Below are 22330 nucleotides of genomic sequence, written 5' to 3' on the forward strand. Positions count from 1 at the left end.
TCCATCCGGATTTTAGCAGGGCAGCCGCTTGTCTTCTTGCGCACGATTCAGATCACGCCGATACGCTCTATGCAGGCCAGGGAAGCGCCTGCGGCGCGCAGCGCGCCGGCGTAGGCCGGCGAAATGTCGTTCTGCCAATCTTTTGGCAGCAAAACCCGGTCGCCCTGGACTGCTTGTTTTAGTATCAACTCCAGTTTGGCCTCGCGGCCCTCGACCGTGTCCACCCGGCCCGCGTGCCAGGCGCTGGAACAGCCGCTGGCGACGATGCGCCCGCGCGGCACGAATTCGCGGCCACGCGCCAGGCGGTCGGCCATCACCAGCGCCAGTTCGTAGGAAGCGCCCTGGAAGCGCGGCTGGCCGAAGCGCACCACGGTGCGCCAGCGGCCCAGTGCCCTGCCATCGAAATGGCGTGCACCGGACAGCGCCTGGCGCACCGCCAACTGGGCGGTCAGGCCGACGCCGGGAACCGCTATCGTGTCTTCCTCCCCCGCGTCGGACTGCTCGGCAGGGTAAACGCTGACTTCAACCCAGCAGAGGCTATCGTTGATGCCGCCGCTGTGCAGGGGGAACCAGGCCCGCGCGCTCGAGACGGCGGCCGACGGATCGGCGTGGCCGGTCAAGCCGCCCAGATGGGTCAGCAGCAGGCTGGCAATCCCGCCGCCCAAGGGGGTGGACGTGGGAGATGGCAACGCCGGTCGCGCTCCTTGCGGTCCTGCAGTCACTGGCTCGACCGCCTCCGCCAGCTCCCCTTCCTGCGCGCCGCCAAGTACCGCCACGGCCGGACAGGGACTGGCTGGCAGCGCCCGCAGGCCGGCCGCGGCCAACGCCGGCTGGCCGGTGACTCCGCCCAGATGCCAATGGTCGGACCAGCCATGCGCGTAGGCCAAAGGCTGCGCCGGCTGCCAGACCCCGCGCACCATGCGGTCGGCCAGCACGGCGGCCAGCTCCCAGCCGCGCTCTTCGGCGTCGGGCGCGATGTCCATGCTGAGCACGACCTGGTCGCGGCTGTCGAAACGGGATTCCGTGTGGCGCGCAAGCCGGACCAATTCCTGCATCCGTTCGCTCAGCGCCGGGGCGCCGGCGACCACGCATTTCACGTCGGCCCGGTTGGCGCGGGGGCGGCGGCTGGCGGTAACGGTCAGCACCCGGCCATCGGAGAGCACGCAGCGGCATTCCGCGTTGGCAGGGAGTTTGCTGGGAATCGCGCGGTTCATGATGCCGTCTCCTCCACGCGGACGAGCCGGCGCTGGTTTAAATGGTAGTCAAGATTGGCGAGCAGGCGGTCGGCTTCGTCGAGCAAGGCTTCCAGCGCCGGTTCGCCGGCGGCTGCCTGCGCGGGCGCCGGATGCAGCGCGTGGCCGGTGGCGATTTGCAGCCGGGCCAGCAGCGCCCATGCCTGGTCCAGCGCCTGCGCGGCCAGCGCGCTGTGACGCGCACGGCGCTGCTGCTGGTCGTGCGCCAATGGTTGGCCCGGCGCGGCCCATGCCAGCGCAGGCATCGTGTTCACGTCCAGTGCGATCAGGGCGATGCGCTGCAACAGGCTGCGGTGCGCCAGAAAGACGGTAGGCCCCGGCGGCAATGCCGCCAGCCGCAGGCCGCTCGACAGCACCGGGAGTTCCAGGAATAAGCGGCGCAATGCATGCGCGTCAACGGCAGGCAGCTCAGACGCGGATGGCTGACGGCCAGGCAAGGCGGCACGGTCCTGAACCGGTTGTGCATTGGCATGGGCGTCGGCATGGGCATGGGCATTGGCATTGGCATTGGCATTGGCATTGGCAGCAGCAACGCAATTGGCTTCGGCATTGGCGTCCGCATTGGCATTGGTTTCGGCATCCGAAGCGGCTCTGTAGCTGGTACGGGCGGCGTTCTCGGCAGTCATGGCTGCGGGGACCGAGGCGGTGGCCCCGGAGCGGGCACGCAATTGTGCCGCGTAATCGACCTGGTCGCCAACGTCGACGGGAATGCAGTCGTCCACCGTGATGCCGAACCGTGTGTAGAGCAGTTGATTCAGGCCCGCCCTGAAAGCGTGCCATTCGTCCAGCGAGGTGCAGGGCGGCAGTTCGACCGTACCCTGCCTCAGCGCGTCCTGCACCGCCGCTTCGACGGCAGCCGCAAGCTCGGCGAGCGTCAGGGTCTCCTGCACTTCGCTGAACAGGTAAAGATCGAATCGCTGCTGCGCCACGCGCGGGTCGGCGGCATCGATGACGAAGCTGATACGCAATCCCATTTCGGGCGCGGCTGCGAAAGGAACGATATCCACGCAGTATGGACCTGGATGAAAGCAATAAGCCATCTCAGCTTCACGCGCACTCGCCGCCGCCACGCGCCGTGACTGGCCCAGTTCATTAAAGACGATCTGCACGCACTCCGCCGGCGCCTTCTCACCCCGCAAACGCAGCGCCACCATGCCGCCTCCCAGCTCCGCAACGGGAGCGGCGCTGCTGTTGCCACGACTATTGCTGCGACTATTGCTGCGGCTATCGCTGCGGCTATTGCTGCGACTGTTGCCGCGACGGCGGGCGAAAGAGAACAGGCCCATGGTTTAACTCGCCACCGGTTCGACAGCGAAACTGGCGCCGTACAGCTGGAAATGCGGCATCGGCGCAGTATCGAACGGCCAGGGACGCTCGCACTCGCCGTCCGCATCCAGCCGGCCTTGCAGCAGGATGGCGCCGCCGCCGTCGACCACGCGCAGCATCGGCAATTCGCGCAGCAGCCGCGCGGCGAACGGCGCTTCGGCCTCCAGCTTCAGGATCAGCTGCCACCCGTCGCCCCGATGATTGGGCAGGAAATGCAGCGTCCAGTGGCCATCATCCGTCACCAGTTCCTCCAGCACCGCGCTGCTCGACGCGGCACGCAGCAAACCTGCGCTGCCCCGCCAAACTGCGTCGTTCGCGGCTCCGGCGGCCGCTCCATCCGGCGTCTCATCGCCCCTTTTCGGCTCGGCGCGGCCTTGCAGGGAAAGTTGACGGAAGCGGCGCAGCGTCAACGGTGACGCTTGCAAAGCCTGGCGCTCGTTGGGTGTCAGCGCACGGCTGCCGTCCAGCGCTGCCAACAGCACGGCGTCGGCAAGCATCAGGCGGTCGTGCGGAACGGCGCGCGACAGCAGCAGCCGCGCTTGCAGTTTTTGGTCTGGCGTTGTCATGTTCGGTTCCTTGCGTTGGCTGCGTACAGCTTGTCGATCGCTTCATTGCGCCGCTTGCGCAGGGTCGGCATCGAGATTCGGTCCAGCGCCGCCAGTTGCTGCAGTGTCGGCAACTCGCCAGTGGCGGGATCGAGCCACTCGCCCGGATAGCTCTCGTCCTCGGCGCCCAGCAGCTTCTGGTAGACCGCGAGCCGGATCGGCAGCGACTCTTCCTTCAGCACTTGCAGCATGCGGCTGCCGCCGTCCTGCGCGGCGGTCGCCAACTCCATGAAGCGGAGGGGCAAGGAAAGGCTGGCGGCCAGCGCTTCGTCCGCAGTTGCCAAGGCAACTGGCGCCAGGGCCGGACGCCCCGCAAAGCCAGCCGGCCCAATTACGCCCAAGCCGGTGGTGGCGTCGGTTCCGGCATCAGTGCGCGTGGCCGTAACGGCGCCCGTGCCGGGACTGGTGCCGATGTTCGACGCAGCTTCTCCCGCCCCTGCAGCACCAGGATCGTCGCCCTCATCCGCATCGTCGTAGCCGCTGAGGGCATCGCAGGCGGCGTCGAACTCGTCGCCCTCGTCGCCCTCGTCGCCCTCGTCTTCTTCGCCTGGTGGCTGCAGTATCAAGTCAACCACGTCCGCCAGCGGCGCTTCCTCCTCCTGCGCTTCCGAGTCGCCAATCACGCGCAGGTAATCGTCCAGCCACGCCGTAGCCTCGTCCTCGTCGCCCAGCCAGTCCTCGCCGCCGCCCGCATTGGCCGACAGCGCCTCGTATTCACCGATCTCCGCCATCAGGGCCGCGATCTTGGCCGGGCTGTTCTTCAAGCTGGAAAAGCGCTTGGATTTGGTGTGCAGCGGCCCGGGCGAGCCGCCGAAGCGCTCCAGCGATTCGCTCCACCGTATGACCCACTCGGCCTTGCAGCCGCCGATGGCCTTCATCTGCCGCGCTTCAATGGGAATGCCCACGGCCGCCCGGCCCAGAATGGCCGCCACCTGCTCCGCATGTTCGCGCCAGTTGGCGAACACCTGCTCGATCTCGCGGTAGGCGGTATCGAGCATGCGGTAGGTGTACATTTTGTTCGGACTGCAATCGCGCGCCGTGGTCACGACGTAGTTGTCGGCGTCCACCTTGTCGCGCAGCCCCGAGTACATATCGTTGAATTTTTTGCGCAATATGCCGTCGCTGCCCGGGTCGAGCCAGAATGGGCCATGTTTCGCATGCTCGCCCGCGATGGCCGACACGAGCGCGCTCCAGTAGGACGGCTGCGCCTGCAGTTCAAACGCGAGGCTCAACGCCAGCTCGGACACGCTCTCGCCATAGCTGTTGCCTGCTGCGTCGCCGCGTCCGCCGCGCTGGCACAGTTGAAGCTCGGCGGCCAGCGTGTCGGTGTAGATGTCCAGCTGCTCCGCTTCCCGCTCGCTCTCCAGCAGCAGGCGCAGGTCCATGCGCCGCACAGCCAGCAGCGAGCAGCGGCCCAGGAGCTTGCGCACCTGTTCCCATCCATGTTCCTGATAACGCGTTCCCGGCAGCCGCATGCGATCCCGTTGAGCAGTGGTTGCGCCGCCGGACCATGGGGATCATACGGTCTGCGACGGACACTTCAAAATCATGCCACATCCCGGCATGTTGCATTGCCCGGCTTACACGGCTATTTACCCCTCTGTTCGGCGTTCTGGCCGCCACGGGCGGCCATGCCGGCCAGCAGCGCGGCGACCATGGGTGCGGCGTGGTCGCCGCCGCTGGCGTCCGAATGGCTGACGAATGCGGCCATGGCGAGGCGGTGGGTCTGTCCCGGCAGGCTGCCCGGCTCCAGCCAGCCGGTGAACCACACGGTGGCGGCGCTGTCGCTGACCGGCGCGGTGCCGGTCTTGCCATACAGGCCGCGGCGCAGCGGCGCCAGCGCCGGGCCGCCGAAGGCATGGGCTGCCGTGCCGGCGTCGACCACGCCTTTCATGCCGGCGCGGATGCGGTCCAGCCGCACGCCCAGCGCCGCCGGCTGCGGCGCCTGGGCGGCCTTGCCGTTCAATTCCAGCAGCAGGCGCGGCGTAACGGTGGCGCCTTGGCCGATCGCGGCAGACACCAGCGCCATTTGCAGCGGCGTCGCCTGCATGCGCAAGCCGATGGCCATCTGGCGCAGTTCGTGGCGGGTGTGGACAACGTCCATGCGGGCGGGCGTGGCCTGCAGCGCGTCATAGGCCGACCAGGCGAAATCGTCCGGCAGCAGGCCGCCGTCCAGACGCAGGCGCTGCTCGAAACCGAGGCGGTGCGCGGCGGCCATGATGGGCCGCACCGGGTCGAGCGCACCCGGCTCCAGCGCTTGCAAGCCTGGCACGCCCCCATCCGGGCGCCCGAACAGGCTGCGGTCGCTCAACTCGCTGGACCAGGCGAACCAGGTGTTCAAGCTGTAGGTGATCGCTTGCGCCAGTCCCAGCTTGCCTTCCTGGGCGCGGCGGTCGAGGCTCTGCTCCTTGTAGTTGGTGATGTGGGCGCGGCGCTCGTTGGCCGGCTGGCTGACCGGATACGTCGCTGCGCCGGTCTGGAAAGCGTAGCCCCGCTGGCGCGCGATGGCATTGATGGCCGACAGCGGCATCCCGCCCAGCAGCGCGTCCAGCTTGGGATCGGATTTCGCGGCCAGTTCAAGGCCGACCGCGCTGACGATCTTGAATGTGGAGCCGGGGCTGCGGTGCGCGCCGCCGTCGTGCTGCAGCGCCGGCAGGCGCAACGGGCTGCGGGCCGGGTTGGCGCGCTCGAAGTCGCGCACTTCGGACCAGTCGGCGGCATGCACGGGGGCGTTGCCGGCGCCCGCCGCGGCGAGAATATCGCCGGTTTCCGCGTCGAGGATGACCAGGCCGGCATGCCGGCCCTGCGGCGGCGCCCGGCCAGCCGTACAGGCCTTGCCATCCCAGCGGCCGCGCTGCATGCCAATGCAATCGAGGATGTGCTGGCTGAGCGCCTGCAGCGGCAAGTCGAGCGAGAGCTTGCCGAGCGAGGGCTTGCCGTCAAGGCCGGCGCCGCCCGCCGCAGGAACGCGGGCCAGCATGCCGGCCAGGCTGCTGGCGTGGCCGGGGCCGACGCCGAGCATGGCCGCAAGACCCGCATCCAGAGCGGGCGGCGTGCTGCCGCCATCGGCCCACAGCAGCGTTCCGTTGCGGTCTTGCAGCTGGACCGGCGACGCGGGCTTGCCGGGCGCTGGAGCGGCGTCTGGCATGCCGGTGTCCAGCGGCAGCCATGCCAGACGTCCCGCAACCACGCGCAGATGCCGGTACTGCTGGTCTCCGGCCACCGCGATATTGGTCATGTCCAGCGGCTGCACGTCCACGGTGACCGCGTGGGCGCCCGGTGCGGGCTTCAGCGTGAGTTGCGTCGCATCGCTCAACGAGCCGCATCCCCTGCCCGTGCAGGCAGCGCGCATCTCGGCGCTCGCGCCGCCGACGGCAAGAACGCGTCCCGCCACCAGCAAATGCAGCACGGCCTCGCCTGCATGCTCCGCCGCCGGGCGGGCCGCAGAGGCGCCCGCTGCCGCCGGCATTTGAGCCGGCCCCTGGGCGGCCCGGTTGATCGTCAGGCGCACGGTACTGGCGGCGCTGGCCTGGGGCCAGTAGGCGACACGCGTCCATGGCTGCCAGCCCTGCGGCAGTTCGGCGAACAGACGGGCGGCGGCGGGCGGCATCTGCGCCGTGGCGGACAAGGGGCTGTCGCCAGCGCTGGCCTCCCATGCCGGGCCGGACTTGACGCGCCACGCCAGCAGGCGGCGTTCGCTGTTGTAGATATCGATCTGCTGCCGCACGTACGCGCCATCAGCCTGATAGTAAAGGCGTTTGATCAGCTTCGCGGCTGCGTCGTCCAGCCGCACGTCCTTCCATTCGCCCAGCTCCGTGGCACGCGTCGACGCGCCGCCGGCCAGCCACTGCGGCAGATCGCGCGGGGCGATGGCGACCATGCCGCTGGCGTCCAGCCTGATCAAGCCCTTGGCCTGCAGGGCCAGGAACAGCGCCTGGTCTTCCAGCGCTGTGCCGGGCCGCGGCGGCAGCGTGTAGACGCCAGCTTGCAAATAAGCTGTCACCGCAGCGCCGGAAGATGGGAAGGCTGCCACCAGCACCTTGCTTTCGGCGTCGGCCAAACGGCCGCCGGCAAGCCAGGCGCGCTGCGCAATGCCTGCCGCCGCGCCATCGGCCGCCGCAACAGGCTCCGGCACCGGTAAACGGTACAGCTGCACCAGCAGCTCCCCCGCCTGCGGACACGCGACGCTGGCACGGCGTTCGATGCGCATGGCCGCGCCTTCGCCCCAAGCCAGCCATCCCTGCCGGCGAAAGGCGACAGTGGCATCCCCACCCTCAGCGATACGGCCCAGGCTTGCATCGCCCAGCCAGCGCGCCGCCAAGCCCGGCGCGCTGCGCCAGGTCAACTGGAGCGGTTCTCCGCTGTCGCTGTCGAAGTCCGCGCGCGCATTGCCGCTGATGCGCACCTCGGGCATGTCCGCCGTCGCGGCCGACTCGCCGCCTACCACCAGCACATTGCGCAACGCGCCGGACGCGGCGCCCTGCTGGCTCGCCATCCACCGCTGCACGTCGTCAAAGCGGTAACCCAGCCGCAGCGGCACCAGCCGCGTACTGCCCGGATCGCGCAACTGGCTGCACAAGTCAACGCGCACCGTGCCCATGCCTTGCATGCCTGCGAGCGTCACCACCGCGCCGCCCTTCACGGCACTGAACCGCACGCCTGCGCGCCGCTCGACAGCCAGCGTGGCGCCCGGCAGCGCGGACTGATATACGGCGGCTGCATGGCTCGCGCTGGCGGCATCCGCCGTGGTGATGGTGACCGCGCCAAGGTAGCGCGCGTGACCGACGATGACAACCGCGCCAAGCACGGCGGCCAGCACGCCGGACGCGACCAGCCACACGGCCCGGCGCGGCACAGCGGCGCCATGCGCGCGCGTGACCGGCCTGCCTGCTGACACGAATGCGAGCCATGCCGCGGCACCGGCAGGCGTGGATGCACGCGTCCCTGCGCGCAGGTTGCGGCGGCGGCGCCAGCTGCGCTGACGCTCTCCCATGGCCTGCAGGAGGTGACTGATGATGGCTCGCATATGCCCCTCGCGCTGGAGTTGTCGGTATGGCTGGGATTAGCGGAGGGGCGCAGAAAAGGTGCTGCAGAGGCCTTCGTCTTATCGCCGGATTTTGCATCTCGCGCCGCAAAATCGGCGGCTCGTCGCAATCCGATGGCCGCCCGTGGGGCGTTTGCATACAGTGCAGTCATCGGAACACAGCACCAAGCCGCACAAACCCAACCACCCACCACTTGAAGGAAGATTAAAATGAACGTCCTGAAAAACTTCGAAGCCCTGTTTGTCGTGACCCTGGGCCTGGCCTGCGCCGCCAACTACGTGCTCGATACCGACACCGCGGCCACCGCCGAAGCCCAGCCCATCGTCGCCCGCGCCGCCGGCCCCGCATTCGCTGCCAAGGACCTGCAAGTCGTCGTGGTCAGCGCCAAGCGCATGAGCGCCGAACAGAAAGCGCAATCGCTGCTCGACGAGCGCAAAGCCAGCGCTTCGTACAACGCCGGCGCCACGGGCAAAATTTGAGCCCCGCCCTGAACATTCGCCTGCACGCCTTGCGCTAAAAATCAACGCGCCCCGCGTGGCAGGCGAATCCCGCCTTTCTGTGCGCTAGCGCACACCAGTCTGTCCAAAGCTGTGTCAGTTGTAAGAAGTTGCATCATCGTTTCCCGCTCCGTTATGCGCTTGATATAGTGAATTCAGCGTCACACATCAACGGAGACCATCATGTTCAAGCCTACCCTTTATGCCGCCGCCGTGCTGGCTGTCAGCGCAGTCTTTGCGCCGATGCAAGCCTCGGCCCAGGTGAACGTCGACCTCGTGATCGGCACCGCGCCGCCCCCGCTCCGTTTTGAAAGTGTGCCGCCTATGCGCCATGGCTACGTCTGGGCACCGGGCTACTGGGACTGGCAAGGCCATCGCCACGTATGGGTGAGCGGCCACTGGATGCGCGAGCGTCCCGGCTACTACTACACGGAGCCGCGCTGGGTGCAATCAAACGGGAACTGGGTCCGCCATGACGGCCGCTGGGACCGCCGGGGCCGTGGCGATATGGACCACGACGGCATCCCGAACCGCTATGACCGCGACCGGGACGGCGACGGCATACCCAACCGCTACGACCGCTACGACGGCCGGAATTACAGCCGGGGCCATGACCGCGACCGCGATGGCATACCCGACCGCCACGACCGCGACCGCGACGGCGATGGCGTGCCGAACCGCCGCGACGAGCGCCCGGACAATCCGCGCCGGTATTGATTCGCCGGGCATGGTGCGATAATGGCGGCATGCCAAATGCAGACCACGCGACCGAACATGACCTGACCACGGCGGCTTACCAGGGCGAACGCACTAAGAGCCGCCGCCTCGCCAAGACAGCGGGGATCACCGAAACGGAAGCGCTGTTGCGCGTCCTTGAGCAGGCAGCCGGCCCCGCCGGACTGCCTGCTTTGCTGTTGGCGCGCGCGCAACAGCGCGGCGCAGACCAGGCCCGACGCGCCGCCAGGCTGCGCGAGCGCGCCGACAAGCTCGCCGTCAAACAAGCAAGCCGCCAGCCGCCGCGAGGCGCATGGAGCGCCTGGTTCGACGGTTCGGCGCATCCGAATCCGGGCAAGCTGGGCATAGGTGGATTGCTGTGCGGGCCGGACGGCCAGCGCACCGAGATCAGCGAACGCGCCGGCCATGGCAGCAGCAGCGAAGCCGAGTACCTGGCACTGATCGCCTTGCTGCAGGCAGCCGTCGCGGCGCAGCCGCCGGTGCTGGTGGTGCACGGCGACAGCCGCGTGGTGATCGACGATGTGACCGGAGCGACAACGGCTTCGGCGGGGCTGGAAGAGCAGCGCGCGCAGGCGCTGTCATTGCTGGCGCAGCTGGGGAACGTCACGCTGCGCTGGGTGCCGCGCCACCGCAACGGCGCGGCGGACCGCCTGTCGCAACAGGCGATCGCATCATGGTTGGAGCCTGCGGCGCAGCCGCTACTTCCTGTGCTACATCCTCCGCTGCTACCTTAGGCGGCCAGCGCGGTGTCCAGCAGGCCCATGTCGGCGCTGGTCATCAGGCGGTCGATGTCGACCAGGATCAGCATGCGCTCGTCGATGGTGCCCAGGCCGACGATGTATTCCGTGTTCAGCGTGGAAGTGATTTCGGGCGCCGGCTTGACCTGGTCCGGCGTCAGGATGGTCACGTCGGAAACGCTGTCGACCACCATGCCCACCACGCGGTGGCCGATGTTGAGGATGATGACGACGGTGAACTGGTTGTAGGTCGGCTCGCCCACATTGAACTTGATGCGCATGTCCACGATGGGCACGATCAGGCCGCGCAGGTTGATCACACCCTTGACGAACACCGGCGCGCTGGCGATGCGCGTCGGCGCTTCGTAACTGCGGATCTCGCTGACCTTCTGGATGTCGATGCCGTATTCTTCCTGGCCCAGCGTAAAGGCGAGATATTCAGCGGCGGCCGCGACATTGGCGGTCGAGTTGGCGTCGGTGGACATGGTTTCCTCGATTGGTTACTTGCAAAACGGAAGTTCAGAACTGAACAGAAGGTGCTTGATGTTACCGCAAGTCAAGAGCGTCCGCATTAAATAAATACGCCGTGGCAATACTTCAAAAACAAAGCACTATGGCCTTCCTGCCAATTCAATGCCACAATTGCGCAGCACGCACAAGGAGACCAATGAACACACTGTTAAGCAGCTGGCACCCGCGCCTGGTGGCGCTGGCCACCGCAGCCGCCGAGGACGACGGCGCGCACGACACCAACCATCTGCACCGCGTGTGGCGCAACGCCACGCTGCTGATGGACGACTATCCTGAAGCGGACGCACTGGTGGTGCTGGCGGCCTGCTACCTGCACGACCTGGTGAACCTGCCGAAGAATTCGCCCGACCGCCACCTGGCTTCGCGCCAAGCTGCGCTGCTGGCCAGCCGCCAGTTGGCCGAACTGGGCTTCCCCGCCGAGAAGCTGGCCAACACCGCGCACGCCATCGAAACGCACAGCTTCTCGGCCGGCATCAAGCCCGAAACCATCGAGGCGAAAATCGTGCAGGACGCCGACCGCCTCGACGCGCTCGGCGCAGTCGGCCTGGCGCGCATGTTCTACACCGCCGGCCGCATGGGCTGCGCGCTGGCGCACGCCGACGACCCGATGGCGCTGCACCGCGACCTGGACGACAAGGCCTATTCGCTGGACCACATCGACGTCAAACTGGCTACGCTGCCGGGCAAGATGCAGACCGCCGCCGGCCGCCGCCTGGGCCAAAGCCGCCTCACCGAGCTGATCGCCTTCCGCGACAGCTTCATCGCGGAGTGGGCCGCCAGCCCCGCCACGCCATAGTTTTCCGCACCGTTCATCCATGACCAGTCCAAGCGAAACCGTCCCCCTCTCCACGACCTCCAACGGCAACCTCAAGTTCGTTCTGGTGTGCGTCTTCATTGACATGCTGGGCATCGGCCTGGTGGTGCCGGTGCTGCCGATACTGGTCGGTGAATTCGTGCCCTCGCGCGACCAGCAGGCGCTGTGGTACGGCATCATGGGCGCGGTGTTCGGACTGATGCAGTTCATCTTCATGCCCATGCTGGGCGCCGTCAGCGACAGGGTCGGGCGCCGGCCAGTGCTGCTGTATTCGATGGCCGGCATGTGCATCAACTTCCTGTCGACGGCCTGGGCGCCCAACCTGGCCTGCATGTTCATCGGCCGCGTGATCGGCGGCGCCTCGTCGGCCAGCATGTCGGTGGCCTCGGCCTATGCCTCCGACATTTCAACCCACGAGAACCGCGCCAAGAGCTTCGGCAAGATAGGCGCGGCCTTCGGCCTGGGCTTCATCGCCGGGCCCATGCTGGGTGGCCTGCTGGGCAGCATCAACCTGCATTTGCCGTTCTACGTGGCGGCAGGCCTGTCGGCGGCCAATTTCATCTACGGCTATTTCTGGGTGCCCGAATCGCTGCCCGAATCGCGCCGCTCGCCGTTCAAGCTGACCCGCGTCAACCCGCTCGACGGCCTGTTCAAGCTGGCCCGCCGCGAAGACATCCGTGGCCTGATCATCGCCTTCGCACTGATGACCTGCGCGCAGATGATGCTGCAATCGACCTGGGTGCTGTACACCAATTTCCGCTTCGACTGGAGCCCGGGCCAGAACGGCGCCGCGCTGTTCTGCGTCGGCATGGCCGCCGCCGTGGTGCAGGCCGGCCTGCTCGGCATCTTCATCAAATGGTTCGGCGAAGTGCGCCTTACCTTGATCGGCCTGGCCTCCGGCTGCATCACCTACATGCTGTACGGCCTGGCCACGCATGGCTGGATGATGTACCTCTTCATCTGCTGCAACCTGATGGCGTTTGCCGCCGGGCCCGCGCTGCAAGGCATCATCTCCAAGTCCACCGACGCCAACCAGCAGGGTGAGCTGATGGGGTCCCTGCAGTCCATCAGCAGCATCGGCATCATCTTCATGCCGCTGCTGGGCAGTGCGATACTGGGCGAAGTGAGCCACCTGCCGGCCAACGACTGGCGCATCGGCAGCAGCTTCTTCGTATGCGCGGCGATGCAGGCGGTCGCCATCCTGGTGGCGCGGCACTACTTCCGCCAGCACCACATGAACCTGAAGGCGCCGCAAGCATGATGGGACATGCCGAGCTCAAAGCGCTGGCCGCAGCCGCACTGCTCTCCCTGGGCGCCCTGGCCCCGGCCGGCGCCGAGTGCTCGCGCGACATCGCCGTGCCGGTGGCGCTGATCGGCGTGAGCATCACCAACAACAACGGCACCGTCGGCGGCATTTATCCCGAAGCGCTGCGCGCCGCCAGCGCCAAGGCGGGCTGCAACCTGGTCTTTTCCGTGGTGCCGCGTGCGCGCCTGGAAGTGCTGTTCGAGATCGGCAAAGCAGACATCCTGGTGCCCGCGTCGCGTACCGCGGCGCGCGACCAGCTCGGCATTTTCGTGCCCATGATAGGCCACCGCGCCACGCTCATTTCCGTGCAGGGGAACCGGGCGCCCATCACCAGCGCGCAAGAATTGCTGGACAAGCACGAACTGCGCGTGGCAGTGGTGCGCGGCTACGACTACGGCGAACAGTACCAGGCCCTGATCAAAGAACTGGCCAAGCAGGGACGCCTGTTCCAGGAAGTGGACACCGTGGCCATCGCACGGCTGATGCAATCCGGCGCGATCGACGTCACCATCATGGGACCGACGACCTTCTCCGGCGCCGTCATGCGCGAGCCGCGCGTGGCGGGCCTGATGGACAAACTGCGTGTCGAGCCGATACCGGAGCTGCCATGGAGCTATAGCGGAGCTTATGTGTCGCGCCGCTCGCTCAAGCCTGAAGACCAGGCGGCCGTGCTGGAGGTGATCGAGAAAGTGGCCAAGTCGAGCGTGGTCATGGAAGGCTTCCAGCGCTACCACCGCGCCGATATCCTCGCCGAAAGCGTGCGGCCGCGCTGAGCGTCCGCCTGCAGCGCGCGTGTCCGGCTTCGTCGTCGCCGCGTTCGTCCTGCGCGAGAAGATCAGCCACCTGCGTCAGCCACCTGCGTCAGCCGCCAGCGCTACGCCGCCATCGCCCTCATCACTTGCGGCGCGGCGCTGATGCGCTACGCTTGAAAAGTGGGTAGCACCGCGGTCGACCAGGGGGAAATGACCTTCCAGCCAAGACGTTCATAGAGCGCGCGTCCGTCCTTTGTCGCCACGAGCAGCCGTTCGCGCGCATCCGCCCGGGAGGCGATGGAATCAAGCGCCTGCATGACGACGCTGCCCAGGCCACGGCGCCGATGGGACTCGGCTGTTTCAATCTGGTCGAATACCGCGCACCCGCCGTGCATCACCACGCGTCCCGCCGCTGCCTGTTCCTGGCTGTCGTGCATCACCCGGACCACATGCGCGCCGTGCTGCGTATCGAAGGCCAGTTGATACCCTGGAGGCGCCGCAACGTTGACCGGCGATAGCGACGGCCCCGTCATGAGGTAGCCCGGGCTTTCGACATGCCAGCGCGCTGGCAGCGCTTGTCTCAAGACCTCGGGATCGACCGCGGCCTTGAGAAAAATGTAGGGATCGCGTATGCCGTCGGCGCAGGCTTGAAGCGCAGGTCCCGCGTCGACAAAAACGTAGCGCCGCAACTGCGCCGGCATGCCGACATCAACCAGCAGGCCGCCGCCATAGGGAATCGGCAGAGGCACTCCCCGCGACAGGCTCCAGCCCGTGAGCCAGCGTTCAATCAGTGCAAGATCTATGGTATTCAAGCCGGCTCTCCGTTAAAGTCAGGTCGATAGCCTAGCATTGATTCGGCCTCAATAGACCCCAGAAATCATCTCCTGGAAAAATCTGTCATAGGTGCCATCATTTTTCAACTCAAGCAGGCCGGCATTGAATTTTGCAGCCAGGTAGGCGGTGCGCGGCCGGTGCGCCGGGAAGAGCAGGTAAGCCGGCGTCGTCCGCAAAGGGCGCCGCTCGGTCGCAAACAGTTCCTTGATCCCCGGCAGAAAAAATTTGGCGTTCGACAGCAGCATCCATCCCGAAATCTCATCCATCGGGAAGGCATCGATCCGTCCGACCGCCACCTTCTTCAGATTCAGCAGGTCGCGCGCCGCGACCTCGACATTGAGCTGTCCGGTCTTCGCCAGCTCCCAAAATTCGGCCGTGTAAGTGTAGCCCAGGGTGGCGCCGAACTTTACGCCGCCAAGATCGGACAACGTTTGCCAGTGCGGAAACGGTTTGGATTTCAAGTGGAAAAACACCTCTTGATGGTGCGAAATCGGCTGACTGGGCACAAAATCGTTCTCCAGGGCCTGGCTCGCGAACCAGAATGAGCTGGCGTCATAGCGCCCTACTTTTGTTTCAACTTCGGCGCGCTTCCAGGGCATATAGCTGAATTTGGCATCTATCCCCTTGCGGGCAAACGCCGCGCTGACGACCCGATTGATAAAACCGCCGTGCCTGGCCGTGTCCGTGGTCCACGGCGGGAATTCACCCGTGGCGATGGTGACCGTTTCGGCCCGCACCGGGACGGTCATCAGTAGTATGCCGGCAAGTAAAAATATCGCCGCCGAGCGCATCATTGCACCTCCATCCCATGCGATCGCCCGGCGCCACTGGCGGATCGCTGTATAAAACCGATTCCTGCCAAACTAAAGGGTAACTCGGCATACCTGTCGTTCCGCCTCGGCGAACCGCCGCGCAAGGTGTAGAGCTACCCTAGAAATAATACCCTGCCTGCAAATTGATCCGGTGGCTGACACCGTCGTATTTGCTGGCGGCCGACGCCAGGCCGCCAAAATCCGGCGTCATGTATGGCTGGTGCTTGCCGAACATATAGTCGGCGTAGAAATACCACTTCCCGGACGAGAAGCTGAGGCCGGTCACATTCTGCGCCGAACCGTGATAATTGCCGACCCGCTTGCTCAAGACGCTATAGTCATTGTAAACCTTGAAACCGGTAAATGGGCCGACCACCCCTGCAATGTCATAACTGATGTTGGCGACAAAGATGTCACCTTTCGACGCCACCGGATACGGATAGCCGAAGGCGCCGAGCATCACAAAGCTGTTCGGGTCCAGTCCGCCGTAAGTCTGGCTCGCCGCGTGCCGGGTATGGTAGCTGTAGCGCAGCGCCTCCAGCATCACGCCCACCGGCCCGTACGCGCCCTTGTAATGGATAGCCAAGGCGTTGCGCCTGGAGTTGTCGCCGGCGCCGTTGCGTATTTCCCCGGTCAAGCCGGAAATACCGGCCTCCTGTTTACCGTCCGGGCCAAAGCGCCACGCGGTGCGCGCCACCAGGGTATTGCGCTCGCTATCTTTTTGGCCCGTTGCATAGCCCTGCGCGCCATCGTCCGGGACGATATTGAACGAATAGCGGTTCGAGGCGCCCGCCGTGTTGGAACTGCCGCCATAGGATCCGCCGTCGCGCGGATAGAAACCGAGCTGCCACTCCACCGGGCCGGGCTTGCTGGAGTAAGTCACGCCCAGGTCGTACATATCTTCGAAGCCGGTGTAAAACGCCATCGATTCGTAGAAGTTGTTGGAGGCGAACGGCAGCAAGCCGAACGGGATTTTATCCAGCCCGACATGGATGGCGCTCTTGTCGGCAAAGCGCACGCCTATCCAGCCGTGGTGCAGGAAATGCTGGGTGTAGTCGCCCTGTCCTTCCGGGAAATTGTTGTACCGGTATTGTGCCGAACCGATCACCTGCCCGTCGTCATAGTTCACGTCCAGGCGCGCCGTGTCCAAGCCGAAGAAGCCGCGGGGATGCGCCGCTTGCCAGTTCTTGTAGACGTAATTGAAGCGAATCGCGCCCCCGATGCTTAACGGCGACTTGGGTGCTTCCTCCGCGCCCGCAGGAGCGCAAGCCAGTACCGCTGCCGCGCACAGTGCGCCGCTCCAACATCTTTTGGTCAAGTTCAACTGCATGATGCCCCTCAGCTCGACGTGCTGCGTCTGTTTATCCGGCCAGCATTCCGTAATCGTTTGCACGGCGTTATTTGGCGCCCGCTTCCAGCCGCTTCAGATAAGCCGACTCCAGCTTGGCGAGATCGACCTTCTTCAACTCGGCATCGAACGCTTCCTGCAATGCCTTGCCGGCCGGCGAGCGCCGGAAGCACACGTGCAGGGTATTTTCGGTCAGCAAATGATCGCTGAACATAACGCTGTCCTTGGCACCGGAGTGCAGCGTCAGATAACGCAGCACCAGTTTGTCGACGACTATCCCTGGGATCTTCTTGCCCACCAGCTTGCGAACGTTATTCGTGTCGCTGCTGGCCACCTCCACCGCTTGCTTGCCCTGCTTCACCGCGGCGTCGAACTCGGCACTGTTGGCATAACCTTCCACCACGCCGATCTTGAACGCCGCCAGGTCGCTGGTTTTCTTCCATGGCACCGGCGTGTCCTTCAGATAACCGATACCGGTCTCGCTTTTTCCTACCGGCTGCGACAAGTGGCACTTGGTCTCCGCCCTTTCAGCCGTGTAATACACGGGAAAATACCCGGCAAACTCGGCATCGGCCTCGCCCTTGGCGACGGTCTCTTTCCATTCGAAATACTTCACCTTGACATTGTTGCCCAGGCGTTTTTCCACTTCGGCAATCACGGTGCTGGACAAACCGTCCCCAGGCAAGGCTGCGCCGCTGAAAGGCATCCATTCCAGGCTGGCCAGTTGCACGGTTTTGGCCGGTTCCGCAGCGGCTACTTGCAACGAAAGAATACTGACTGCGAAAGCAATAACTTTTCTCATTTCTTCCCCGACCACGTTGATTAATAAAGAAATTTCCGTGCAGCCCACGGTCTGTCAAGGCTGACTCTGTGCCTGCGGTCGGTAATTGTCAATCAAGGTGTTGCATTAAGGCACCTTCCAAGCGGACAGGGCTTGATCCGCTGCATAGGCTGTCCAGTGCAATTGGAAGATTTACCGATTTACCCGAAACTGCCGGCCAGGCAAGGACGATTTCGCCAGCGTCCGGAGGCCGTTACCACCGGTCCCGGTCTTGCTGGCTTTCCACCACCGGCAGTTCGATCGCGCTGGCCGCCGCCGGCGCGTGGTAGATGCGCTGGGTGGCTTTGATGTAGTCCGCAGGCTGCGCGTGGAAGATGTTGGGCACGAAGCGCTGCGGGTTGCGGTCATACAGCGGGAACCAGGACGACTGGATCTGCACCATCACGCGGTGGCCTTTCAGGAACACATGGTTCACATTCGGCAGCGCGTAGCGGTAGCGCTCGACCTTGTTCGCCGGGATCGCTTCGGCGCGTTCCAGGCTGTTGCGGTAGCGGCCGCGGAAGATCTCCATCGACAGCCCCTGCTGGTAGCCGCCCAGCTCCGGCTGCGACGGCATTTCGTCCGGATAGACGTCGATCAGCTTGACGACCCAGTCGGCGTCGGTGCCGCTGGTGGCGGCGAACAAATTCACCATCGGCTGGCCGGACAGTTGCAGCGGCGCCTTCAGCGGCTCGGTCACATAGGTCAGCACGTCCGGGCGGTCGGACGTGAAACGCTGGTCGCTGACCAGCCAGGGTTTCCACACGTTCTCGTCGTTCATGCGCACGGGGCGTGGGACGAAGGGTACCGGCTTGGCCGGGTCCGAGACGTATTCGTCGAACTCGGCCCCGGCTTTCGGCGCGTCGAAACCGAGCTTGAAGCCGTCCTGCAAGTAGATCGCTTTGGATGCCGCCGGGCAGCCGCTGGCGCAGGACTGCGGCCACTGCGGCAAGCGCTGCCAGCGGTTGCTGCCGCTCTGGTAGCTCAGTACTGGCGGCGTGTCCGCAGCCGGCGCGCCATCCTTCAGGTACTGGTTGAGGAAGGGCTGCATCACGTCGCGGCGGAATTCGAGCGCGGTGTCGCCGGTAAATTTAATGGCGCCCAGATTCGAGCCGTCGTAGTTCACACCGCTGTGCCGCCATGGGCCTATCACCAGGTAATTGAGCTTGTTGGCCTTGTCCTGCGGCTCCATCGCGGCGTAGGCGGCATAAGGGCCGTAGATGTCTTCCTGGTCCCACTGCCCCACCACGTGCATGGTCGGCACGGTCAGCTTGCGGCCGGCGATCAGCTTGTCGATGGCCTGGCCTTGCCAATAGCCGTCGTACGACGGGTGCTCGAAGAGCTTCCTGGTGTAGTTCAGGCGGTCCAGGCCGAACTTCCTGGCGTAGTCGCCCGCCGAACCGGCGTTCAGGAAGGCGGTGTAGTCGTCGTAATAGCCGTCGGCCACCGCTTCGCCGCGCCCTTTGACCGAGGTCTGGCCGCCGATATAGGGCAGGCTGGGCAGGCGGAAGGCGCCGTTGTGGAACCAGTCGTCGCCGCGCCAGCCGTCCACCATGGCGCTCATCGGCACCGCCACCTTGAGCGCCGGATGCGGGTCCATCAGCGCCATCATGACGGTGAAGCCTTCGTAAGAGGAGCCCAGCATGCCGACCTTGCCGTTCGTCTCGGGCACGTTTTTGGTCAGCCATTCTATGGTGTCCCAGGCGTCGGTGGCGTGGTCGACGCGGGTGCCGTTGAGCGGGCCGCGCAAGGGGCGGGTCATCACATAATCGCCTTCGGAGCCGTATTTGCCGCGCACATCCTGGAACACGCGGATGTAGCCTGCGTCGATCAGGGTCTCGTCGCCCTGCGGCAGCGTGGCGCGGATGCTGGGGCTGACATTGCGCTGCGCCCGGCGCGCGGCGTTGTACGGCGTACGGGTCAGCATGATGGGGGCGCGCTGCGCGCCCTTGGGCAGCACGATCACCGTGTACAGCTTGACGCCGTCGCGCATCGGCACCATGACCACCCGTTTTTCGTAGTCGGCATTGGCGTCCGGCGCCGTGAAGCTGGCTGGAATGTCCGGGGCCATCGGCGGCGTTTGCGCCAGGGCGGACGAGATCAGCAGCGATAGCGCGGCGAGCGCCGGCAGCTGGACGAGGGAAGGCGTGCGCATGGGTCGGTCTCCGGGACGATGAATAGCGGGCCATGGTAGTCAACTGCTTGTCCCTGCGCAACGCGACTTTTGTAACGCAGTTTTGCAGGCCATTGTTTCCATGCGCGCCCCCGCCGCCCCCCCCCGCCGCGCCGCGCCCGCAGGCGTTGCTGCCGCTCAACTTGACAGGGCGGCGGCAAACTGCAACCATACGGGCATGAATTTTATCCAACCGCATCGCTTCTGCCTGAATTGGTGGCCCCGCTGACATAGCGCGGCCGCTGCACAGTGATGTGAGTATTTAGTCAACGCCGCCTTCGCAGGGTGGCGTTTTTCTTGGCGCATCGTGCGGGGCGACAACAGGAACCCCAAGGAATCCGTATGAGCCAGCCTGCAACGCCCACCACCCCGTCCGTTATACTGACCGGCGACCGCCCGACCGGTCCGCTGCACCTGGGCCATTACGTCGGCAGCCTGCGCAACCGCGTGACTTACCAGCACGACTACCAGCAGTTCATCATGCTGGCCGACTCGCAGGCGCTGACCGACAACATGGAAGACACCGGCAAGGTGCACCGCAATGTGGTGGAGGTGGCGCTGGACTACCTGGCCGTGGGCATCGACCCGGCCAAGTCGACCATCCTGATCCAGTCGCAGATCCCGGAACTGGCCGAACTGACCTTTTATTACCTGAACATGGTGACCGTGGCGCGCCTGGAGCGCAACCCGACCGTGAAGCAGGAGATCATCCTGCGCGGCTTCGAGCGCGACATCCCGGCCGGCTTCCTGACCTACCCTGCCAGCCAGGCGGCCGACATTTCGGCGTTCAAGGCCTCGCTGGTGCCGGTGGGCGAGGACCAGATCCCGATGATCGAGCAGACCAACGAGATCGTGCGCAAGTTCAACCGGCTGGCCGACCGCGAGATCCTGGTCGAGTGCAAGGCGCTGGTGCCTGAAATCGGCCGCCTGCCCGGCATCGACGGCAAGGCCAAGATGAGCAAGTCGCTGGGCAACACGATCAACCTGGGCGCGACCGCCGACGAGATCACCGCCGCCGTGAAGAAGGTCTACACAGACCCGCTGCACCTGCGCGTGCAGGACCCCGGCCACCTGGAGGGCAACGTCGCCTTCATCTACCTGGACGCGTTCGACACCGAGAAAGCGGCGCTGGAAGAAATGAAAGCGCATTACGTGCGCGGCGGCCTGGGCGACAGCATCGTCAAGAAACGCCTGGAAGTGGTGCTGCAGGAGATGCTGGCGCCTATCCGCGCCCGCCGCGAGGAATTCGCCAAGGACAAGGGCCAGGTCATGCAGATCCTGAAGGAAGGCACGGCCAAGGCCCGCGAAGTCGCGGCCAGGACTGCCGATGAAGTGAAGGCCGCCCTCGGCCTGAGCTACTTCTAAGGCCGCATGGCCAAAGGCGACGCTTCAAGCGCGCGCAGCCGCAGCGCGAAAGCTGCCGGTGGCGCGCGCGGCGCCAGGACAAGCGGCGGCGCGCGCGGTGCCTCGGGGGCCGGCGTGCCGGACGCGGGCAAAGGCACGCGCGGCGGCGCCGCTTACCTTGCCATCGGCGCGTTCGCCCTGCTTTACCTGGTGGCCATCCTGCTGTGGCGCCTGCCCGCCTGGCCCGGCATGCTGTACGCCGGGGCCAGCGTGCTCTGCTTCATCTTCTACGCGGTCGACAAATCCGCCGCCAAGGCGGGACGCTGGCGCACGCCCGAGAGCACCCTGCTGCTGCTTGGCCTGTGCTGCGGCTGGCCGGGCGCCATCCTGGCGCAGCAATGGCTGCGCCACAAATCCGGCAAGACCTCGTTCCAGCTCGCGTTCTGGGCCACGGTCGCCGTCAACATGGCTGCTTTCGGCTGGCTGGCGCAGCTACAGGCCTGACGCGCGCAGGTGGCGCGCCATGAAGGCTGTCACCAGGCGTTCATACTCCATTGCCGCATGCCCGTGCAGATCCACGTGCCCCGCGCCTTCGGCCAACCAGAGCTGTTTGTCGCCGGGCGCGGCGTCGTAGATGCGGCGCGTTTCGGCGGCAGTCGTGTGCAGATCGTCCACGCCCGAGGCTATCAGCACCGGCGCATTGAAGCCGGCCATGCGCTCGATAGGTGCCAGCTGGCCCGCGCTGACGCCCAGCCGTAGCGGCAACTGCCACAGCAGCAGCGGCGCCGCCGCGCGGCCCAGCGGACCGAGGCGCGCCTGCAGGCGGTCCGCGACCGCGTCGGTAATCGTGGGGTACATCGATTCGAGCACGGCAGCGTCGGGCTGCTCGCCGGAATACAGCAAGGACGCCGCGCCCAGCGACACGCCGATGACGCCGATCTTTTCGCCCGGCAACTCCTGCCTCAAATACGCCATCGCGGCTTTCACACCCTCCGCTTCGCGCCATCCGAACGCGATGCGCTCGCCGCTGCTCTCGCCGTGCGACGGCAGGTCCAGCAGCAGCACGGCGTAGCCGGCCTGGCGAAGAAAGCGCGCCCGCGCCAGCATGGAGCGGCGGTCTGCGCGCACCCCATGCAGTAGCAGTACGGCACCCGCGCCGGCCTTGCCGGGCGCAAACCAGCCTGCGACGTGACGGGGGGCAGCGGGGGGAGCGGGGATGGCCAGGGGCAGCAAGACATCGCGTGCGCCAAGGTCGGCTGGCGCAGCGCCTACGGCGTGCGTAGCGGGCCAACTGAGCGCCTCGCCAGTGGCGGCAAGCACGGCAAGGCTCGCGGCCAGGCCGCCAAGCACGAGCATGATCGAGCGGGTTCGCGCTGTGCGCATAGCCGTGGCCGCCAA

General features: G+C 65.9%; 20 protein-coding genes. 8 read left to right on the top strand and 12 right to left on the bottom strand.

What is annotated here, in order from left to right:
- Positions 1 to 47: 47 nt before the first annotated feature.
- The 5 genes from ACSQ8Y_RS11760 to ACSQ8Y_RS11780 form a co-directional block, all read right to left on the bottom strand.
- Positions 48 to 1214: a hypothetical protein gene (locus tag ACSQ8Y_RS11760; protein WP_436266649.1), complete on the bottom strand. Its 1167-nt coding sequence runs from the start codon at positions 1212 to 1214 to the stop codon at positions 48 to 50.
- Positions 1211 to 2539, bottom strand: a complete 1329-nt coding sequence (locus ACSQ8Y_RS11765) for a hypothetical protein (protein ID WP_436266650.1) — start codon at positions 2537 to 2539, stop codon at positions 1211 to 1213. Before ACSQ8Y_RS11765 ends, ACSQ8Y_RS11760 begins: the two co-directional genes overlap by 4 nt.
- Positions 2540 to 2542: 3 nt before the next feature.
- On the bottom strand, positions 2543 to 3145 hold the full coding sequence (locus tag ACSQ8Y_RS11770; protein ID WP_436266651.1) for a hypothetical protein: 603 nt from the start codon (positions 3143 to 3145) through the stop codon (positions 2543 to 2545).
- Positions 3142 to 4614, bottom strand: coding sequence for a hypothetical protein (locus ACSQ8Y_RS11775; RefSeq protein WP_436266652.1), 1473 nt, complete (start codon positions 4612 to 4614; stop codon positions 3142 to 3144). Before ACSQ8Y_RS11775 ends, ACSQ8Y_RS11770 begins: the two co-directional genes overlap by 4 nt.
- A 158-nt stretch (positions 4615 to 4772) precedes the next feature.
- Positions 4773 to 8210, bottom strand: coding sequence for a penicillin-binding transpeptidase domain-containing protein (locus ACSQ8Y_RS11780; protein WP_436266653.1), 3438 nt, complete (start codon positions 8208 to 8210; stop codon positions 4773 to 4775).
- Between the two features lie 228 nt (positions 8211 to 8438).
- Between ACSQ8Y_RS11780 and ACSQ8Y_RS11785 the strand changes: the two genes are divergently transcribed.
- The 3 genes from ACSQ8Y_RS11785 to ACSQ8Y_RS11795 all read left to right on the top strand — a co-directional run bounded on the left by ACSQ8Y_RS11785 (position 8439) and on the right by ACSQ8Y_RS11795 (position 10195).
- Positions 8439 to 8708 (top strand): hypothetical protein, encoded by a 270-nt coding sequence (locus tag ACSQ8Y_RS11785; RefSeq protein WP_436266654.1) that lies wholly within the window; start codon positions 8439 to 8441, stop codon positions 8706 to 8708.
- Positions 8709 to 8909: 201 nt separating this feature from the next.
- Positions 8910 to 9443 carry a YXWGXW repeat-containing protein gene (locus tag ACSQ8Y_RS11790; RefSeq protein WP_436266655.1) on the top strand — a complete coding sequence of 178 codons (534 nt, stop codon included), beginning with the start codon at positions 8910 to 8912 and terminating at the stop codon, positions 9441 to 9443.
- A 29-nt stretch (positions 9444 to 9472) separates the two neighbouring features.
- Positions 9473 to 10195 (top strand): ribonuclease HI family protein, encoded by a 723-nt coding sequence (locus tag ACSQ8Y_RS11795; RefSeq protein ID WP_436266656.1) that lies wholly within the window; start codon positions 9473 to 9475, stop codon positions 10193 to 10195.
- Here the strand turns inward: ACSQ8Y_RS11795 and ACSQ8Y_RS11800 are convergent.
- On the bottom strand, positions 10192 to 10683 hold the full coding sequence (locus ACSQ8Y_RS11800) for a chemotaxis protein CheW (RefSeq protein ID WP_436266657.1): 492 nt from the start codon (positions 10681 to 10683) through the stop codon (positions 10192 to 10194). The genes ACSQ8Y_RS11795 and ACSQ8Y_RS11800 overlap by 4 nt on opposite strands.
- 182 nt (positions 10684 to 10865) lie before the next feature.
- On the opposite strand from ACSQ8Y_RS11800, the gene ACSQ8Y_RS11805 reads away from it, so the two are divergent.
- The 3 genes from ACSQ8Y_RS11805 to ACSQ8Y_RS11815 are packed head-to-tail and all read left to right on the top strand — an operon-like array spanning position 10866 to position 13622.
- A complete protein-coding gene (locus ACSQ8Y_RS11805; RefSeq protein ID WP_436266659.1) occupies positions 10866 to 11525 on the top strand; it encodes an HD domain-containing protein in 660 nt (219 codons plus the stop codon).
- 19 nt (positions 11526 to 11544) lie between these two features.
- A complete protein-coding gene (locus ACSQ8Y_RS11810) occupies positions 11545 to 12804 on the top strand; it encodes a TCR/Tet family MFS transporter (protein ID WP_436266660.1) in 1260 nt (419 codons plus the stop codon).
- Entirely contained in the window at positions 12801 to 13622 is an 822-nt protein-coding gene (locus ACSQ8Y_RS11815) for a substrate-binding periplasmic protein (protein WP_436266661.1), read from the top strand. Before ACSQ8Y_RS11810 ends, ACSQ8Y_RS11815 begins: the two co-directional genes overlap by 4 nt.
- A 146-nt stretch (positions 13623 to 13768) precedes the next feature.
- Here ACSQ8Y_RS11815 and ACSQ8Y_RS11820 read toward each other — a convergent pair whose 3' ends face one another.
- The 5 genes from ACSQ8Y_RS11820 to ACSQ8Y_RS11840 form a co-directional block, all read right to left on the bottom strand.
- Positions 13769 to 14413 (bottom strand): GNAT family N-acetyltransferase, encoded by a 645-nt coding sequence (locus ACSQ8Y_RS11820; RefSeq protein WP_436266662.1) that lies wholly within the window; start codon positions 14411 to 14413, stop codon positions 13769 to 13771.
- 48 nt (positions 14414 to 14461) lie between these two features.
- On the bottom strand, positions 14462 to 15229 hold the full coding sequence (locus tag ACSQ8Y_RS11825; protein WP_436266663.1) for a substrate-binding periplasmic protein: 768 nt from the start codon (positions 15227 to 15229) through the stop codon (positions 14462 to 14464).
- Between the two features lie 136 nt (positions 15230 to 15365).
- The gene (locus ACSQ8Y_RS11830; protein ID WP_436266664.1) at positions 15366 to 16565 is read right to left on the bottom strand and encodes a hypothetical protein; all 1200 of its coding nucleotides are present in this window, start codon (positions 16563 to 16565) and stop codon (positions 15366 to 15368) included.
- Positions 16566 to 16644: 79 nt separating this feature from the next.
- Positions 16645 to 17445 (bottom strand): substrate-binding periplasmic protein, encoded by an 801-nt coding sequence (locus ACSQ8Y_RS11835; protein WP_436266665.1) that lies wholly within the window; start codon positions 17443 to 17445, stop codon positions 16645 to 16647.
- Between the two features lie 184 nt (positions 17446 to 17629).
- Positions 17630 to 19570, bottom strand: coding sequence for a CocE/NonD family hydrolase (locus ACSQ8Y_RS11840; protein WP_436266666.1), 1941 nt, complete (start codon positions 19568 to 19570; stop codon positions 17630 to 17632).
- Between the two features lie 360 nt (positions 19571 to 19930).
- On the opposite strand from ACSQ8Y_RS11840, the gene trpS reads away from it, so the two are divergent.
- Together trpS and ACSQ8Y_RS11850 are read left to right on the top strand one after the other, a co-directional pair.
- Complete coding sequence (gene trpS, locus ACSQ8Y_RS11845) at positions 19931 to 20953, top strand: tryptophan--tRNA ligase (RefSeq protein WP_436266667.1); 1023 nt, start codon at positions 19931 to 19933, stop codon at positions 20951 to 20953.
- A gap of 6 nt (positions 20954 to 20959) precedes the next feature.
- Entirely contained in the window at positions 20960 to 21436 is a 477-nt protein-coding gene (locus tag ACSQ8Y_RS11850; protein ID WP_436266668.1) for a DUF1294 domain-containing protein, read from the top strand.
- On the opposite strand, the gene ACSQ8Y_RS11855 is transcribed toward ACSQ8Y_RS11850, so the two are convergent.
- Entirely contained in the window at positions 21425 to 22315 is an 891-nt protein-coding gene (locus ACSQ8Y_RS11855) for an alpha/beta hydrolase (protein ID WP_436266669.1), read from the bottom strand. The two genes, ACSQ8Y_RS11850 and ACSQ8Y_RS11855, sit on opposite strands and share 12 nt — an antisense overlap.
- Between the last annotated feature and the right edge of the window lie 15 nt (positions 22316 to 22330).

The organism is Pseudoduganella sp. LjRoot289 (genome assembly GCF_964252925.1).
Lineage (GTDB): Bacteria > Pseudomonadota > Gammaproteobacteria > Burkholderiales > Burkholderiaceae_D > Rugamonas.